This is a genomic window from Sphingobacterium sp. UME9, assembly GCF_014170215.1.
GTDB classification, from domain to species: Bacteria; Bacteroidota; Bacteroidia; order Sphingobacteriales; family Sphingobacteriaceae; genus Sphingobacterium; species Sphingobacterium paramultivorum.
In genome coordinates this window covers 1091432-1108621 of sequence record NZ_LZZP01000003.1, presented here as the reverse complement: position 1 = coordinate 1108621, position 17190 = coordinate 1091432, and the positions used below count along the sequence as shown (strand labels likewise).

Annotated in this window: 14 protein-coding genes and 3 tRNA genes; 10 read left to right on the top strand and 7 right to left on the bottom strand. The window is 38.6% G+C overall.

All coding sequences use genetic code 11. The features are described 5' to 3' along the window. Positions 1-24: 24 nt before the first annotated feature. Positions 25-522 (bottom strand): DUF4442 domain-containing protein, encoded by a 498-nt coding sequence (locus tag A9970_RS06255; protein WP_153844584.1) that lies wholly within the window; start codon positions 520-522, stop codon positions 25-27. 91 nt (positions 523-613) lie between these two features. Here A9970_RS06255 and A9970_RS06250 point away from each other — a divergent pair, with 91 nt between their 5' ends. Further along, a complete protein-coding gene (locus A9970_RS06250) occupies positions 614-1846 on the top strand; it encodes an MFS transporter (RefSeq protein WP_153844583.1) in 1233 nt (410 codons plus the stop codon). Between the two features lie 244 nt (positions 1847-2090). Here the strand turns inward: A9970_RS06250 and purN are convergent, their stop codons facing one another. Then, entirely contained in the window at positions 2091-2663 is a 573-nt protein-coding gene (purN, locus tag A9970_RS06245) for a phosphoribosylglycinamide formyltransferase (protein ID WP_182981681.1), read from the bottom strand. A gap of 157 nt (positions 2664-2820) precedes the next feature. Between purN and A9970_RS06240 the strand changes: the two genes are divergently transcribed. Further along, the gene (locus A9970_RS06240) at positions 2821-3315 is read left to right on the top strand and encodes a thioredoxin family protein (RefSeq protein ID WP_182981680.1); all 495 of its coding nucleotides are present in this window, start codon (positions 2821-2823) and stop codon (positions 3313-3315) included. A 61-nt stretch (positions 3316-3376) separates the two neighbouring features. Here the strand turns inward: A9970_RS06240 and clpB are convergent, their stop codons facing one another. Then, positions 3377-5977, bottom strand: coding sequence for an ATP-dependent chaperone ClpB (gene clpB, locus A9970_RS06235; protein ID WP_182981679.1), 2601 nt, complete (start codon positions 5975-5977; stop codon positions 3377-3379). A 271-nt stretch (positions 5978-6248) separates the two neighbouring features. Here clpB and A9970_RS06230 point away from each other — a divergent pair. The 3 genes from A9970_RS06230 to A9970_RS06220 all read left to right on the top strand — a co-directional run bounded on the left by A9970_RS06230 (position 6249) and on the right by A9970_RS06220 (position 6536). Next, a tRNA-Thr gene (locus A9970_RS06230) sits at positions 6249-6321 on the top strand. A 36-nt stretch (positions 6322-6357) separates the two neighbouring features. Further along, a tRNA-Thr gene (locus A9970_RS06225) sits at positions 6358-6430 on the top strand. A gap of 33 nt (positions 6431-6463) precedes the next feature. Then, positions 6464-6536: transfer RNA gene (locus A9970_RS06220), tRNA-Thr, on the top strand. A 41-nt stretch (positions 6537-6577) separates the two neighbouring features. Here the strand turns inward: A9970_RS06220 and A9970_RS06215 are convergent. The 3 genes from A9970_RS06215 to A9970_RS06205 all read right to left on the bottom strand — a co-directional run bounded on the left by A9970_RS06215 (position 6578) and on the right by A9970_RS06205 (position 9062). Next, positions 6578-7990 (bottom strand): alkaline phosphatase, encoded by a 1413-nt coding sequence (locus A9970_RS06215; protein ID WP_182981678.1) that lies wholly within the window; start codon positions 7988-7990, stop codon positions 6578-6580. A 91-nt stretch (positions 7991-8081) separates the two neighbouring features. Next, the gene (locus A9970_RS06210) at positions 8082-8735 is read right to left on the bottom strand and encodes an NAD(P)H-binding protein (RefSeq protein WP_159726575.1); all 654 of its coding nucleotides are present in this window, start codon (positions 8733-8735) and stop codon (positions 8082-8084) included. A gap of 84 nt (positions 8736-8819) precedes the next feature. After that, entirely contained in the window at positions 8820-9062 is a 243-nt protein-coding gene (locus A9970_RS06205; protein WP_153844578.1) for a hypothetical protein, read from the bottom strand. A 207-nt stretch (positions 9063-9269) separates the two neighbouring features. Here A9970_RS06205 and A9970_RS06200 point away from each other — a divergent pair, with 207 nt between their 5' ends. Further along, entirely contained in the window at positions 9270-9455 is a 186-nt protein-coding gene (locus A9970_RS06200; RefSeq protein WP_046673540.1) for a hypothetical protein, read from the top strand. Between the two features lie 51 nt (positions 9456-9506). On the opposite strand, the gene A9970_RS06195 is transcribed toward A9970_RS06200, so the two are convergent. Continuing rightward, a complete protein-coding gene (locus A9970_RS06195) occupies positions 9507-9959 on the bottom strand; it encodes an Lrp/AsnC family transcriptional regulator (RefSeq protein WP_088161676.1) in 453 nt (150 codons plus the stop codon). Between the two features lie 122 nt (positions 9960-10081). On the opposite strand from A9970_RS06195, the gene rocD reads away from it, so the two are divergent. From rocD to A9970_RS06175, 4 genes are all read left to right on the top strand, one after another. Then, positions 10082-11341, top strand: a complete 1260-nt coding sequence (gene rocD / locus A9970_RS06190; RefSeq protein WP_259655336.1) for an ornithine--oxo-acid transaminase — start codon at positions 10082-10084, stop codon at positions 11339-11341. 3 nt (positions 11342-11344) lie between these two features. Beyond that, on the top strand, positions 11345-12310 hold the full coding sequence (locus tag A9970_RS06185; protein ID WP_153844575.1) for an arginase: 966 nt from the start codon (positions 11345-11347) through the stop codon (positions 12308-12310). Positions 12311-12512: 202 nt separating this feature from the next. Next, on the top strand, positions 12513-14135 hold the full coding sequence (locus A9970_RS06180; protein WP_182981677.1) for a tetratricopeptide repeat protein: 1623 nt from the start codon (positions 12513-12515) through the stop codon (positions 14133-14135). A gap of 206 nt (positions 14136-14341) precedes the next feature. Beyond that, the gene (locus A9970_RS06175) at positions 14342-17128 is read left to right on the top strand and encodes a TonB-dependent receptor (protein ID WP_182981676.1); all 2787 of its coding nucleotides are present in this window, start codon (positions 14342-14344) and stop codon (positions 17126-17128) included. Positions 17129-17190 lie beyond the last annotated feature (62 nt).

The window sequence follows — 17190 nt, the reverse complement described above, 5'->3', positions numbered from 1 at the left end:
TAATTGGACAAATATATTAATTTCTTATGGCTCAATATTTCGATTTCTGGAAGGGAATGTAAAATTCAAGTCACGAATATACGTTTCACAGCGCACCGTGGCACAGAGGTCGCCAGACTTATCTTTAATTTCCAGGGTAAAATCCTTTACTACTTTGCCTTTTGTTCGAATAATATGGGCACATTCTTCAAGGATTTCCTCGGAGAGTTGCACAGAATATTCCACGCTGGTTTTGCCAGGTTTCTTAAAAATGATCTGTGATGATTTTAACCAGGCCACCGTTTTCTTAAATCCAATCTTTTGAAGATACTGATCAATGAGGATAGGGAAGATAGGATCTGCTGCAGAAAAGATCGTTCCTCCAAATAATGTTTTGTTGGTATTGATATTGAATGGTGTCTTATAAATTTTTACTTTGGCGCCTTGGAAGCCCGGGCTAATTTTTTTAACCCAGATTCCCTGAAATAGAAACGGTGGGTAAATACGTAATAGCCATGTTAAGGCAAGTGGACTATATCTCATGATACAAAAATAAAACAATGTGTCGGATTATTTTTCGAAATCTTGGTTTTATAGCTTCACTATGGTATTTTTACAGATCAAAAAACCTAAAATGTCAACAATAAAAGAAAAACAATCCAGTAGAAAAGTATGGTTACTGGTTATGATTGCGTCATTGGGCTATTTCGTCGATATCTACGATTTGATTATTTTCTCCATAGTCCGTATTCAGTCCTTCACGGATATTGGCGTCCCTGCGGAAGAAATGCGGATAAAAGGTGAATTTGTGCTCAATATGCAAATGGGCGGTTTGCTGTTGGGTGGAATTCTCTGGGGGATTATAGGGGATAAATTTGGACGTTTAAAGGTGCTTTTTGGATCGATTCTTTTATACTCTGTAGCGAATATTGCAAATGGTTTTGTTCATGATGTGCTTATGTATGGTATTATTCGTTTTATAGCGGGAGTTGGTTTGGCCGGAGAACTGGGGGCGGGAATTACCTTGGTTTCTGAAAGCATGCATAAATCAAAACGTGGTTATGGGACCATGTTGGTTGCCGGTGTCGGTGTTTTAGGCGCCATATTGGCCTATTTTGTCTCGGAAGAATTTGACTGGCGGACGGCCTACTTTGTCGGTGGTGGAATGGGCTTGCTGTTGCTACTGTTGCGCATTGGCTCTTTTGAATCAGGACTCTTTAAGGATCAAGATAAATCGGATATTGTGAAAGGGGATATCCGTATGCTTTTTACAAATAAAAGCCGGTTAAAACGGTATGTCAACTGTCTATGCATTGGTCTTCCAATCTGGTTTGTTGTTGGTGTTTTGGTTACACAGGCTCCGGAAATAGGCAAGGCCTTGGGGGCTACAGGTACGCTGAGTGCTGGTCAAGGGGTGATGTTTACCTATATCGGTATTTCTATCGGGGATGTATTGGCGGGGATATTTGCGCAGGTTTTAAAATCCCGCAAAAAAGTTGTGTTTATATGTCAATTAATTATCATTGGAAGTTCACTATGGTATTTATTGAGTGATGGTATTACAGCGACAAAGTTTTTAAGTCTTGCCTTTATAATGGGCTTAGGAGTGGGGTATTGGGCAACTTTTGTAACTATTTCTGCCGAGCAATTTGGTACAAATCTCAGAGCAACTGTTGCAACGACGGCTCCCAACTTCGTGCGCGGTGCGCTTATTCCGTCAACGATGCTATATGGACTTCTAGTAAATGCATTTGGAATCGTGCCAGCGGCAATTACAATGGTTTTAGTTCTTTCAGGTATAGCAATTTATTCGTTGACCCAGTTAGAAGAAAGCTTTGATAAAGATTTAGATTACCTGGAGGAGTAGTCAATAAATGGCTATTTTTTTCGTCCCGGACATTTTTTACAGCGTTTGCCTTCTTTATATTTTTTGCAACACTTTTTAAAGCAGGCACAGGAAAAGTCAGAAAAAGGATTCATAGCCGTATTTCGAAACTGAAACAACCCGGCTTTGTTTTCTGACTCATCTAGCTCCAACACAGATTCAATAACTTCGTTCATGAGGCAAAGTTACAATTTGTTTAAAACAATTCTAAATAATAGAGTTGTTTTTACATTTTTTTGATAAGATTTTCAATTACTTTAGGGAAGTGCTGATGTTCGAGTTGCTGCCCTTTAAATTTAATAATGTCTAAAGTATCATTGGGATCGACTTTGAATCGTGCTTGGTATATAATTTCACCCTCGTCGAAATGCTCATTTGCGAAGTGGATCGTTATCCCGTGTTCTTCTTCCTTATTGGCCAAAACGGCCTTGTGTACATGGTCACCATACATCCCTTTGCCACCATATTTTGGTAGGAGAGCAGGGTGTATATTTATAATCTGATTCGGAAAAGCTTTCAGAAGGTTATTGGGAACAAGCCAAAGAAAACCCGCCAAAACAACCAGATCAATATTTAAGTTTTTAAGAATATTGACAACGTTGTCTGTTTTATAAAATTCGTCGCGATCAAATATATGTGCAGGTATTTCAAAATTGTCGGCTCGCTGAATAACGTAAGCATCAGGGTTATTGGATAAAATCAAGGCAACCTCAGCTTCATCTGAATACTTGAAATGTTCCATTATTTTTTGAGCATTGGACCCTGAACCTGAAGCAAAAATAGCAATTCGTTTTTTCACGATTAATAAGTATTAATAGATTTGATCGATTTAAAAATTAGCCCAAACTTACGGATTTTTTGTAAAAAAACTAAAATAATAGTTGACTGAAGCGCATTTTTAAGTATTATTGATTAAAATTAATTGAATAGTCACTGTTGGTTTAAATTTCTTTAACATGAGGTTCCTTTATTCCCTATTTTTTGTAAGTGTATTTTTCTTATTTCAACCTGTTTTTGCACAGGCACCCAAAACGCTTCCATCGTTTACTTTTGATGAGGTCTATCAGGCTAACAAGTTTAATTCGGACAAGCTTCCAAAATCGGGCTATATTGTGTTAGATTTTTACGACCCGGGTTGTGGCCATTGTCAGAAAATGGGGGCTGGTATCGCACAGCACTTGTCCAAATTCAAGAATGTATCCTTCTATTTTATCTCCATGAATGACAAGCCTTATGTCGATGGATTTATTAATATGCATGCGAAGGCATTGAAAAGTGCCCCAAATGTGAAATTCTTGTTTGATGCTGGAACTCAATTTATTGAGAAATTTAAGCCAAGCAATTATCCTTCGCTCTATATCTATGATGCAAAAACTAAAGTATTGGTACAGCATCTGGACGGGGAAGACGATGTAAACAAGTTGTTAAAAGCTTTAGGTATTACAGGTTAAATGTCTAAAAATTAATGATAAAAAGAGAACGTCCGATAGTCATATCGGACGTTCAGCTTTTTTATTGTTCTTGTTTATTGATGAACACAAATTTACCGTCGAATACATCTAGACGAATAATCGAATCGCGATTTACTTTTCCGGATAAAATTTCCTTTGATAGTTCATTTAAAATTCGTTTTTGAATAACACGTTTTAATGGCCTAGCCCCATAAATAGGATCGTAACCAAGTTGTGCCAGCCAATCCATTGCTTCATCAGAAGCTGTAATAAATATATTTTGTTCGGCCAGCTGTTTCTGAACATGTGCAAATTGTAAACGAACAATATCTCCAATTTCGTCTCGACTTAATGGCGTAAACATAATCACTTCATCGATACGGTTCAAAAACTCGGGACGAATCGACTGTTTTAAAAGATCGAAGACCTCATTGCGTGTTTTGGCGATAATTTCATCCCTATTATCATCGGTCAGATGACTGAAATTCTCCTGTATAATGGTCGACCCCGTATTGGAGGTCATAATGATAATGGTGTTTTTGAAGTTTACCGTACGACCTTTGTTGTCTGTAAGATGGCCATCATCCAATACCTGCAATAGGATATTGAATACATCGGGATGAGCTTTTTCAATTTCATCTAACAAAACAACAGAATAGGGTCTTCTTCGGACTGCTTCAGTCAATTGTCCGCCTTCATCATAGCCGACATATCCCGGAGGCGCTCCGATTAAACGAGACACTGCGTGTCGTTCTTGATATTCCGACATATCAATACGAACCATGGATTGTTCGTCGTCAAATAAGAACTCGGCAAGTGCTTTTGCAAGTTCGGTTTTTCCGACTCCGGTAGTCCCCAAAAATATGAACGATCCTATTGGCCTTTTCGCATCATTTAATCCAGCGCGTGATCGACGAATGGCATCGGAAATAGCTTCTATCGCTTCATCCTGACCGGCGACACGTTTATGAAGCTCTTCCTCAAGATTCAATAATTTTTCGCGTTCTGATTGAATCATTTTGCTCACAGGTATTCCCGTCCATTTTGCAACAACATCGGCAATGTCTTCTGAAGTAACTTCTTCTTTGAGCATACGCTTGCTTTCTTGTTTTTCAGCGAGTTCAGCCTTTAGTTTGTCAACTTTTTCTTGCGCTTCTTTAATCCGTCCATAACGAAGCTCTGCTACCTTTCCATAGTCTCCGGAACGTTCGGCCTGCTCCGCTTCGAGTTTGTAGTTTTCAATATTCTCAATCTCTTGATTAACATTGTCAACAAGACTCTTTTCTTCTTGCCAGGATGCTCTCAACGTATCTCTTTCTGCTGATAGATTGGCGATACTTTCCGAAAGTTCTGCGACTTTTTTGTCGTCATTTTCACGTTTCAAAGCTTCACGCTCGATCTCCAATTGCATGATACGACGTTCAAGCTCATCGACAGCTTCCGGTACAGAGTCCATTTCAAGGCGTAATTTGGATGCTGCCTCATCAATTAAATCAATCGCTTTATCTGGTAGAAAACGATCGGAAATATAGCGCTGTGATAATTCCACGGCGGCAATGATAGACTCATCCAGAATGCGTACCTTATGGTGTGTTTCGTAGCGTTCTTTTAGGCCACGGAGAATAGAAATAGCATCTTGTGTGTCGGGTTCTTCAACCATGACTTTCTGGAACCTGCGTTCCAATGCTTTATCTTTCTCAAAATATTTTTGATATTCGTTTAAGGTTGTCGCTCCAATTGCACGGAGCTCACCTCTAGCTAAAGCCGGTTTGAGGATATTAGCCGCATCCATGGCACCTTCACCACCTCCAGCACCCACCAGTGTATGGATTTCGTCGATAAAGAGTATAATGTCTCCATTGGAATCGGTAACTTCTTTTACAACCGCTTTTAAACGTTCTTCAAATTCCCCTTTATATTTGGCGCCGGCAACCAAAGCGCCCATATCTAAGGAAAATACAATCTTAGATTTTAAGTTTTCAGGTGCGTCGCCTTTTATAATTCGGTAAGCAATACCTTCCGCAATAGCCGTTTTACCGACCCCAGGTTCACCGACGAGTATGGGGTTGTTTTTGGTACGACGGGAGAGTATCTGCATCACACGTCGAATTTCCTCATCACGGCCGATAACAGGATCCAATTTGCCGGATTCGGCATATTCATTTAAATTTCGAGCATATTTCCCCAAAGCGTTGTAGGTGGCTTCAGCATTTTGATCTGTTACCCGACTGTTTCCGCGCAATTCTTTTATGGCGGTCTTTAAGTCTTTTTCTGTAACGCCCTGTGATTTAAGTAATGTTGAGGTCTTATCAGAAGTTGCCAGGATACCCAATAGTAAATGCTCTACCGAGACAAATTCATCATTGAATTCTTTGAGATAACTCTGTGCTTTCTGAAGAGCATTGTTGGCATCGCTACTTAAATAAATATTGCTGCCACTGACCTTCGGAAAACCTTCAATTTGTTTGTCAAGTTCAGTTCCGAGGTAGCTGATGTTGACATTTAACTTTTTTAATAAGTGGCTGACAACATTTTCATCCACTGTAAGTAAAGCTTTTAAAATATGCGCTGTCTCAATAGCCTGTTGTTGATGGCCTGCAGCAATTTCGGAAGCTTTTTGTATAGCCTCTTGGGCTTTGATGGTATAATTGTTAAAATTCATTTTTATTGTCTTATTTAAAGTTTCGTTGATACATATTGGTTATAACAATTGAAGTGCCATTCGGGTTTTAAGCCACACTTCGGAAAAAATGGCAATAATTTTTATTGAATCATGACAAATTTTCAGTTGTTGAAAATAATGCGCTTGATTTTTAAATAATTGGCTTAGCAGGGGAGAAAATTCTTGAAATCGACTTGCATTTTTGGTTTAAGCTTTCGATATTTGCAGCATCTTAAAACGGTCAGACGTTATAAGATTGAAAAGAAGTAACGCCTCTTTAGCTCAGCTGGTAGAGCAACTGACTTGTAATCAGTAGGTCATTGGTTCGATTCCGATAAGAGGCTCTTTTAAGCAACATGCGTTAATAAACTTCTTTAAAAGCCTCTTTAGCTCAGCTGGTAGAGCAACTGACTTGTAATCAGTAGGTCATTGGTTCGATTCCGATAAGAGGCTCTTTGAGCGACACTCATTAAAATTCATTTGAAAGCCTCTTTAGCTCAGCTGGTAGAGCAACTGACTTGTAATCAGTAGGTCATTGGTTCGATTCCGATAAGAGGCTCATAAAAAAGATCCCCAAGATTTCTTGGGGATCTTTTTTGTTTAGTCTAAACTAAGTTTTGCTGCTGTAGCGATTTTCTTTGGTATATCTGTGTTATCCATTTTCTGATTGAATTGTTCGGAGCCAACTCCGATGGCATATACCGGTGCATAGGCGGCCGAATGGTTATTAGAGGCCCAGCTTATTGATCCCATCCGATTTAAGATTGAAATACTCAATGCGGCTATTTTGTCGTCGCTTGCGTAAAGGCTTTTTGCGGTTTCATTTTGATGATCGACAAAGCTTTTTTGATAGGCAGCTTCTAAAGCACTACGATCAGTTTCATTCATGGTAATTTTGGAAAATAAACCAGTTTGAGCAGCAATAAGATTCTTGAGATCGTCCCATGTTGCATTTGGATTATTCTTACGAAGGTTGCCAATTGCGTTCGAAAGTTCTGCATGCGAGATTTTTTGGTGGGACAAGAATTTCGTTTTCAGCGAAGAACTTCCATTACCGACACCTAATCCTCCTGTTTCATGGTCCGCTGTCACGACTATAAGTGTTTCATTTGGGAACTTTTTATAAAAATCATAGGCAAGTTGTGCAGAGGTATTGAAATCCAACACTTCCTGAATCGTTGTAGCTGCATCATTTGCATGGCATGCCCAATCAATTTTTCCACCTTCAATCATTAAAAAGAAACCATTTGTATTGTCTTGATGCAATGAAGTGATAGCTGCAGATGTGATATCCGCCAATTTTAAATCACTTGGCTTTTGGTCTATAGCATATTTAAGGGCATCTATGGGGCCGCCATCTGAATTCATCAATATGATCTTATCTGATTTATTTGGTAGTTGTGCATAAGCATCTTTTCCTTTAAGCACTTTATAGCCGGCTTTTTCTAATATGGGGAAAAGCGATGGCGCCTTTTTATGATCAAATGTTGTTTCGGGTTTGAGAAAATTGGACCCGCCAAAAAAATCAAAATTGGAAGTGACAATTTCTTTGCCGATTTCGTAATACATGTCGCGGTCTGCTTGGTGCGCATAAAATGAAGCCGGGGTAGCGTGGTCTATGCTGACGCTTGTAATAATACCGACTTTTTTCCCTTTTTGCTTCGTGGCATAAGCTATACTCTTATAGGGGACTGTTCCTGTACTGTCCATACCGATAACACCATTTTTGGTTTTTTTTCCAACGGCTAATGCGGTACCTCCGGCGCCAGAGTCCGTTACACCATTGGACAGTGAATGTGTGGAGGCAAATCCAACGTGAGGAAATTGAGTAAACACAAGTGGGATCGGGTTATCTTTATGCTGTACTTCAGCTTGATGAATTTCAGTGAGATTAACTTGGTTGAGCCCCATGCCATCACCAATTAAGTAAAAGATGTATTTTGCTTCTTGGCCAAAAGAGGGGAAAACATGTACAAAAACGAGGAGGAACAGAAATAAAACGTGTTTTTTCATTTGAATAGTTGTTATTTTAAAAAAACACAAATTAAAGCCTTAGGATTAGCTTACTGTTAATTCAATGTTATGAATTGTTTTTTTAGTTGTTTCAACTGGTTTCTGCAGTTAATTCCTTGATATCTTTAACGGTTACTGTATGGATACCTGTTGTATAGTTATTGATTGCCTGTAACATTGCCATAGCAACTTGTGCTACTGAAAGTGGTTCATATGATTTGAATAATCCTATCGTATTAAAGATACGAAGGGCAGTAAGGGCAGTTTTTTCACCGAAGCGATCTGTATTTGGTCGGATTAATCCTCCAGGCTGGAAAATAATAAGCCGATTGAAATCAAGTGCTTTAACATCTTGTTCAAGGCTTCCTTTCATGCGGTTATAAAAAATTTTTGATGCAGGATCCGCAAGAACAGCCGATAATAAGAGAAAGGTAGGAAAACCATTTTTTTTGGCCATTGCCGCAAATTGCAAATTAAGATCATGATCTATTTTCCATTGTGCATCTTTACTGCCTGCGTCTTTTAATGTGGTGCCAAGGCAGGAAATTGCGACATCGCCCTGTATCACTTGCTCAAAATCTGTTAGATTTTCGAAATCTACGACAACCTGTTTCAATTTAATGTGCTCCTCAAACGAGACACGTCTTAAAAGCACAACGATTTCCGTAATTTCCTTAGATTTTAACATCAATTGAACGAGTGCCCTTCCTGTAGCGCCAGAACCGCCTATTAAAACTACCTTCATTATTCCCTTACTTATTTTCTTTACCAATTATCTTGAATTAATTGCTTTACTGAGAGTTATTTGCCTAGATGATTGAGCATATAATTAATCTTTATAATTAGGCTTGCCAGGAGTAAAGCGAACAATAGATTGATCCAATCTGAGTGTATCTGCTACAGTGATTAGATCTTCTTCGACAATAAAATTTTGATCAATAGCGGTTTTTATTGTTGTAAAATCCTCTTGATCGGCATCCTGAAAATAGAGGAGGGATTGAATCGTAGATACTGCCACCAGTTCGAGTAATTCGTCTTCACCTTCAAATCCAACATAGAAAAAATCTGCCATAATAATGATATTTGATGTTATACGAATATACTTTTTTATTTTTAAAATTTGTCAATTAGCAAGAGAACTTCTTGAAGAGCGATAGTCACTATGTCAAAAAGTTGTTGAAATTTTAGTTTCTTTGAAACAGTTTTGGGTAGCCATAGTAAAATATATTATATTTGATATAGTCATTTTAAAGATAATTAACAATAAGTTTTAATAACGATGGATAAAGAGCAGATACAAAATTGGTTAGATAATGGGTATGATATACTTCATCATGGAAGACCAGTGAAGGTTGAAGGTGATTTGTGGGACTACATCGACGGATTGGGAAGCTATGAAAATGTATATGTTTTGCGCGAATTGATCTACTGGACAGAAGAAGAATTGGCAAATATTGGTAAGTAGTGTGGAGATCCTGAAATAGATGTTCAGGATCCCATGTATGTTTTTCTTGTACTAGAATATAATATTACGTTTGAAAGCACAGCCTAATTCAATCAGGGAATCTGTTTTTGCGATTCCCGGAATACTATCGATTTTTTCATAGAGTAATTGTCGCATATGTTCGTGGTTCTTAGCAATAATTTTTACATATAGCGTGTAATTGCCGGTAATATAATAGCATTCTGTAACTTCTGGTATTTTTTTAAGTTCTTCAATAATTCGGCTCGAGTCATGATCTTTTTCTAAACTTAGCCCCGTAAAAGCACCCCAATCATAGCCTAGCTTTTTTTCATTTAATACAGGCTTTATACCGGCCAGTATCCCTTGTTCCGTTAATCGGTTGATTCGTTGATGGATCATCGTATTGGATACGCCCATAGCTGTTGCTATTGCAGAATAGGCCATCCGTCCATCTTCGTCTAAATATTTTAAAATCTGTAGATCAAAATCATCGATACTATTCATTATATAAAGTGGTTTAAAAGTTAATTTTAATATTTTTACGCTAATTTAGTGTTAAATTTTATTTTTAAACCAATAAAAAAGTAAATATTGTATATTTGTTATTATTTGAAAAAATCTGAATTATGAGTACAGTAGCTAAACATGGTAAGGGCGAGATGTTCATTGCCAAAGAAGAAAAATATGGAGCGCACAATTATCATCCTCTTCCGGTCGTCTTGGAAAGAGCTGAAGGAGTGATGGTGTGGGATGTTGATGGAAAGTCTTATTTTGATTTCTTGTCTGCATATTCTGCTGTCAATCAAGGACACTGCCATCCGCGGATTATACATGCTTTAAAAGAGCAAGCTGCAAAATTGACACTTACATCGAGAGCATTTTATAATAATAAATTGGGCGATTTTGAAGAAATGCTTTGTCAGTTATTTGGATTTGATAAGGCTTTGGTGATGAATTCGGGAGTTGAAGCGGTAGAAACGGCAATGAAGCTTTGTCGTAAATGGGCCTATCAGGTGAAAGGTGTAGCGGCCAATCAAGCGAAAATTGTCTTTGCCAAGGACAATTTCCATGGTAGAACAATCTCTGTTATATCGGCATCCAATGATCGTACTGCAACACATGAATTTGGCCCCTTTTTAGATGGCATAGTACTCGTTCCCTATAATGACGTTGATGCGCTAGAACAATTATTCATAGCAGATAAAAATATCGCCGGTTTTATCGTTGAGCCGATTCAAGGCGAAGCGGGTATTGTCGTTCCTGACGAGGATTATCTAATGCGAGTGAGACAATTATGTACAAAATACAACGTATTGTTTATTGCAGACGAAATCCAAACCGGTATTGCTCGGACGGGAAGTATGTTGGCGTCTTATGATATTGATGATACGAAAAGTCAAAGCAAACCAGATGTTCTGATTTTAGGAAAAGCTTTATCGGGCGGTGTATTGCCGGTATCGGCAGTGTTGGCAAATGATTCCATAATGTTGTGCATTAAACCGGGCGAACATGGTTCTACCTATGGCGGGAATCCATTAGCCTGTGCAGTAGCTATGGAAGCGCTAAATGTGGTGCGGGATGAAAATTTGACTCAACGGGCGTTTCAGATGGGTGCATTGTTTTTGGATGGATTGCGTCAGATTGCTGCTAAGTGCACGTTAATTACAGAAGTGCGAGGAAAGGGGCTCTTGACAGCCATTGTAATTGATGCGGATGAAGAAAGTGATTTGGCATGGAGTATCTGTCTCAAATTTAAAGAAAATGGACTTTTAGCGAAGCCTACACATGGTAACAAAATTCGATTGGCTCCGCCGTTGGTTATTACAAAAGAGCAAGTCGAGACTTGCTTAGGGATTATTGAGCGATCGTTGACTAATTTGAAATAGTGTATGGAGAAAATGATTGAATTGATCAAAAACAGATCGGACATCGGAGCAGGGACTAGGGGGTCAGATCTGGGAATCGACGCCATCGAGATAGCTGCAATTAATAAAGGAAGTCAATATTTCATTAACTATCCATTTGTTGATGTGCCGACTCGAAATAGCTCCATTTATCAGAATGATAATCATCCTTTTGCGAAACATATTCAGCAGATTTATGAACAATGCAAACAAGTAGCTTCCACCGTTGAAGATAGCTTATCTTCCGGCAATTTTCCATTGGTGTTTTCAGGGGATCATTCCTCCGCAATGGGGACGATCAGTGGTATAAAGTCCGCTTATCCCGATAAACAACTCGGTGTGATCTGGGTAGATGCACATGCCGATATTCATTCTCCGCACACAACTCCCTCTGGTAATATGCATGGAATGCCTTTAGCGGCGATGTTGAATGAGGATAATATGCCATGTAAAATCAATGAAATAGACGAATCGACACAAGAATTTTGGAATAAACTAAAACGAATAGCTGGCCCAGTAGGTAAAATACAATCCAATCATTTGATTTATTTTGGTGTAAGGGATACGGAAGAACCGGAAGATCTGGTCATTGAACGACTTGGCATTAAGAACTATCGTGTGGAAGATACGAGACAGCGAGGAATAACCGATTGTGTGGCTGAGGCATTGAAAATCCTAGAAGCATGTGATATGGTTTATATCTCTTTTGATGTGGATAGCATGGATAGTGAATTGATCTCGGATGGAACGGGAACACCAGTACCTAAGGGTTTTTTGCCAAGGGAGATTGTGTTGATTTTAGAAGAGATCATCCGATCTGGAAAGGTAATTTGTTTTGAAATTGTTGAAGTTAATCCGTTATTGGACAATAAAGGTAATAAAATGGCAGAGGTGGCATTTGATATATTAGAACGGATCACCCCGCTCATTGAATTTAAATCGGTTAATTAACCAGTTTTGGGATTGTCTATTAAAAAAGCCCTTTTATTGATGTGTATCATCAATAAAAGGGCTTTTTTAATAGCATATCGTTGAGCTTGGTGGATAAAAATAAGGCAGCCTTCCTTATGTTAAAACTCATGTTGCTTTATGTGATTTAATATTGTGTTAACATGTTTCATGTACATTTGCAACTCGATTATTTACGTTAAATATGAGGATTTCTGATAAAATTATTTTGTTTCTACTTTTTTTTATACAGCTTTTTTTGTGGCACCCAGGTACTGCGCAGGTTGAATCCTTTAAGGATATTAGGGGGTTAAGTCAAAACCATCCTGATTCTGCAATTATGCTCGTCAAAAAACGTTATGCAAAAGCTGTTACGGATAAAGATCTATTGTTACAAGCCAATTGTTTACAGGCGATTGGATGGTTATGTGTCAATCAGGGACATTATGGACAGGCGCAGGACTACTATTTTCAGGCCGATCGACTCTATACGCAATTAAATTCAAAGCAGCATCTTGCTTCGAATTGGAGTGATATCGGGGAACTCAATATTTTCAATAAACAACATGATGTAGCGAAAGTTTATTTTAACAAGGCGCTACATTCTTTCCGAACAGAAGGGGATAAAAATGGAGAGGCAGGTACATTAGGGAATATTGGTCATTTATTTGAAAAGGAAGCTAACTACGACTCCGCCTTTGTCTATCAGAATCTTGCTTTGTCCATTTATAGCAGTGTGGGTAATAAAAATGGAGAAGCCAAGATCCATGAAAATTTGGGCAGTATTTATGAAGACCTGGCAAGGTATGACAGCGCTTTTCTTCATTTTGAAAAAGCAAGTAGGCTCTATACGGAAACAAAAGACAATTATGGAAAAATTGTGGTCATCAATAATATGGGCGATATCTTTAGAAAGACCAATAAATATCCGGAAAGTATCAAATTGACACAATTGGCTTATCAGATGGCGGAAAATTTGGGTGATGTGTATCAAATGGCTGCTACGACAAAAGATTTGAGTAGAACATACGCCTTGCGTGGCCAAATGGATAGCGCATATTTTTATGCCGAAAAGAGCCGTAAGTTGGTGCTTGAACTGTATAGCGTAGATGGTGCTCGACATACAGCTTTTTTTCAGGCGCTCTACGATATGAACCAAAAAGCTGAGGAGATTGAAAAATTACAGGTGACAAAAAGAATCAACTTAATCATGCTGTGGGGTACAATTGTGGTTTTAATTTTGTTAATTGTATTATCCTATGTATTGTATAGTCGCCAGAAGATTAAGATCAAAAATCAGATCGCCGAATCGCGAAAACAGGAGGCCGAACGTGAGTTGACAGAAATTGCGCTTAAAAACCAATTGCTTGAAGATAAGCAGCTCAAACAGGAGCTGTCGATCAAGCAGAAAGAATTGACATCCCATACTCTAAACCTGATCCGTAACAATCAATTTTTGGAAGAACTTCGTGATGAATTAAAGGGAATGGTTAAGGACGAACGCAGGGATCAAAAACGACAAATGCAGAAGTTGGTGTTGCAGATCAATGAAAATATCACACAGGGCATCCATTGGAAAGAATTTATGGGAACTTTCGAAAAGGTGCATCACAGCTTTTTTGAAAAACTTATTCAACGATTTCCAGATTTGACGGCCGCAGATATGCGATTAATAGCATTGCTTAAAATAAATTTGAATAATATCGAGATTGCCGTCCTATTGGGCATATCACAAGATAGCCTTCGTGTTGCCAGACATCGATTGCGAAAAAAATTAAGATTGGAACAAGGAGAGGATCTAGCGGGTTATCTCGTTGGTATTTCATAATTTTTTAACATAGGAGTAATAGAATGTTAATGGCGTGTAATTTGTTTTTAAACTACTGTTTATTAGTGTTTTAAATCTTTCTGTTTCCTTGCTGTATAGTGTTCTTTTTACCTTGTTTCCTTGTTGTAACGCTAGATATTTTGTGTGATTAAAATTGGCTGCCATCTTTGCGACAACAATCAAAGATTCATAATAATCTAAGCAAAATGAAAAACTTTTTAACGGTATTACTTGCCTCCAGTATTTCGGTCAGCGCTGCTTATGCGACCAAAATCAAAGGTAAGGTATTGGATGGTCAAACTGGTGAAGCTATTGCTGGTGCAACAGTATTCTTGGAACAGAGTGGGCTATCGACCAAAACACAATTGGATGGTTCGTTTGAATTCAAAGGATTATCTGCAGGTGTGGATAGGGTTCATATCAAGCATATGGCCTATGCCGAATTAATTAAAGAAATCGAAATTCAAAAAGAAAATACACCTCATTTTATTTTTCAGCTGACGTCTACCGAACAGACATTAATGGAAGTAACCATAAAAGGACGCCGGAATGGGGGGGATGATGATCCTAGTGCAAGGCGTTTGGAAAAGAATGCGTCACAAATTATGAATGTTGTTTCGGCGCGTGCAATAGAGATTTCTCCGGATATCACCGTTGCAAATGTTGTACAGCGTGTTTCGGGTGTATCTATAGAAAGAAATTCGAATGGCGAGGGACAATATGCTATTCTGAGGGGGATGGACAAACGTTACAATACCACTTTAGTGAATGGTGTAAAGGTTCCAAGTCCGGATAATAAATACCGTTATGTGCCTTTGGATTTATTTCCTTCAGATATGTTGGAACGCTTAGAAGTCTACAAGTCGCTAACACCAAATATGGAAGCCGATGCGGTGGGTGGAGTTGTCAATATGGTTATGAAATCGGCACCGACTAAATTATTGCTGCAAGCAAATTTGGCAACAGGTTACAGTCAACGTTATTTTAATCGTGATTTTGGAAGCTTTTCAACAGGCGGAACTTCGGCAAAATCTCCCTACGAACTGAATGGGAAGAATTACAATGCAACCGCTGCTGATTTTAATAAGGGTGCGTTAGATTACACCTATAAAAAGCCCCTTCCAGACCTTGTCGGTAATCTGACAATAGGAAATCGGTATTTGGATGATAAATTGGGCGTTATTTTGGGCGCGAGCTATCAAAATTTACATCGAGGTAGTCGTTCTATTTTCTACAAATCGGCTGTCGTTGGCGTAAATCCCAATGCAGTAATTACTGAGCAGAGCGATCGTCAATATGATGAACAGCAACAACGCTTAGGTTTGCATAACAAGATCGATTATCGATTTAATCCAAATCATCGGATTAGCTTTTATCAAATGTATGTGAATTTAAATAACATGCAATTGCGCGATGCCGTAAATACGATATACAATGGTCAGTATGATCCCAGCATTGGTAAAGCCGAACTGACCTATGTGACAAGAAGCCGAAAAACGCAGCAACAAATTTACAATGGTACCTTACAGGGCGATCATCATTTTTTAGATAATCGTTTGAATGTCCGCTGGTCAGGAGTACTCTCTTCGGCCCGCAATCAATTGCCTCAAAATACGATGATCAGTTTGGATGGAGTAGAAGAAAATTTTGACCGTAAAAGGACTTCTCTCGTCAACAAATCTCCTGTAACTTATCGTTGGGAGCGAAATACGGATAATGATCGTGCAGGCTATTGGGATGTAGCCTATAAAGTTCCAATGGAAAACAGTAAGCTGGAGCTATCGACCGGAGGTTTGTATCGTGATAAACAGCGTAGTAGTTTTTACAATAACTACAACCTATCACCAGCTTCTGCAGAAGAGGCAAAGTATAAATATGGCGTGGATTTTCAGCGGTATACCGATCTTAATCTGACCGTTACCAACCCTACTGGAGCTGTCGCAAATCCATTAACTTACGACGCCGGTGAGAAGACAACAGCATTGTACGGCATGTTCAATTATGAGAATGACAAATGGCAGATGATCGGTGGTATCCGGATGGAGCATACCAATCAGAATTATAAATTATTGTTTCCTGCAGGAGAAAAAAGACCAGAGGGATCACAAATTTATACAGAATGGCTGCCAAGTTTGACCATGAAATATCATTTGGACGAAAAACAGCAGCTTCATGCGGCTTATTATCGTGCGTTAAACCGTCCTGGATTTTATGAAATTGTACCCTCAAGTGTGATTAATGAAGAGTTTTTGGAAAAAGGAAATCCAGATTTAAAACACGCCTTAGCAGATAACTTTGATTTAAGGTATGAATTATTCCCAGAAGCTTCCTCTCAATTTCTTGTAGGTATGTTTTACAAGAAAATCAAAAATCCAATTGAATATACCTTTCAACCGGATGAGGTTCGTAAACAGGATGTATACTACACCCCCGGTAATTTTGGTAACGCCAACAACTTTGGTCTCGAGGTTGATTATATCAAGTATATCCAGAAATTTGGTGTTAAGGCCAATTATACCTATACACATTCACGTATAACGACCTCCAAGATGTCGCGTCGAATCAACGAAACCACTCAGGACCCTGAAGCGATTATCGTGGATCAAACTAGACCGTTATATGGGCAGGCAGCGCATATAGCCAATCTATCACTACTTTACAAAGATGCTAATAATGGCTGGGAAGGACAGTTAGCTGGATCTTATACCGGCTCACGAATCAACACAGTGTCGCAATTTTTGAACGATGATTTATGGCAAAAAGGATTTGTTCAGTTAGATGCTTCGATTGAGAAGAAGTTTAGAGCAGGTTGGGCCATTTTTGCCAAAGCCAACAACATCTTGAACACACCAATGGAATTGTATGTGAAAGGAACAAATCCCGAAAATGAGAAGATCGCTGAAAAGCTTGCTAATGGGGTAAATACATTGATTAGAAAGGATTTGTATGGGCAGAACTATATCCTTGGTTTACGTTATTCGTTTAGTAAATAATAGACCCGCGTAAAACACGACATGTTTTAATCTGAACATGTGTGTTGTGAATTAAGAACAAT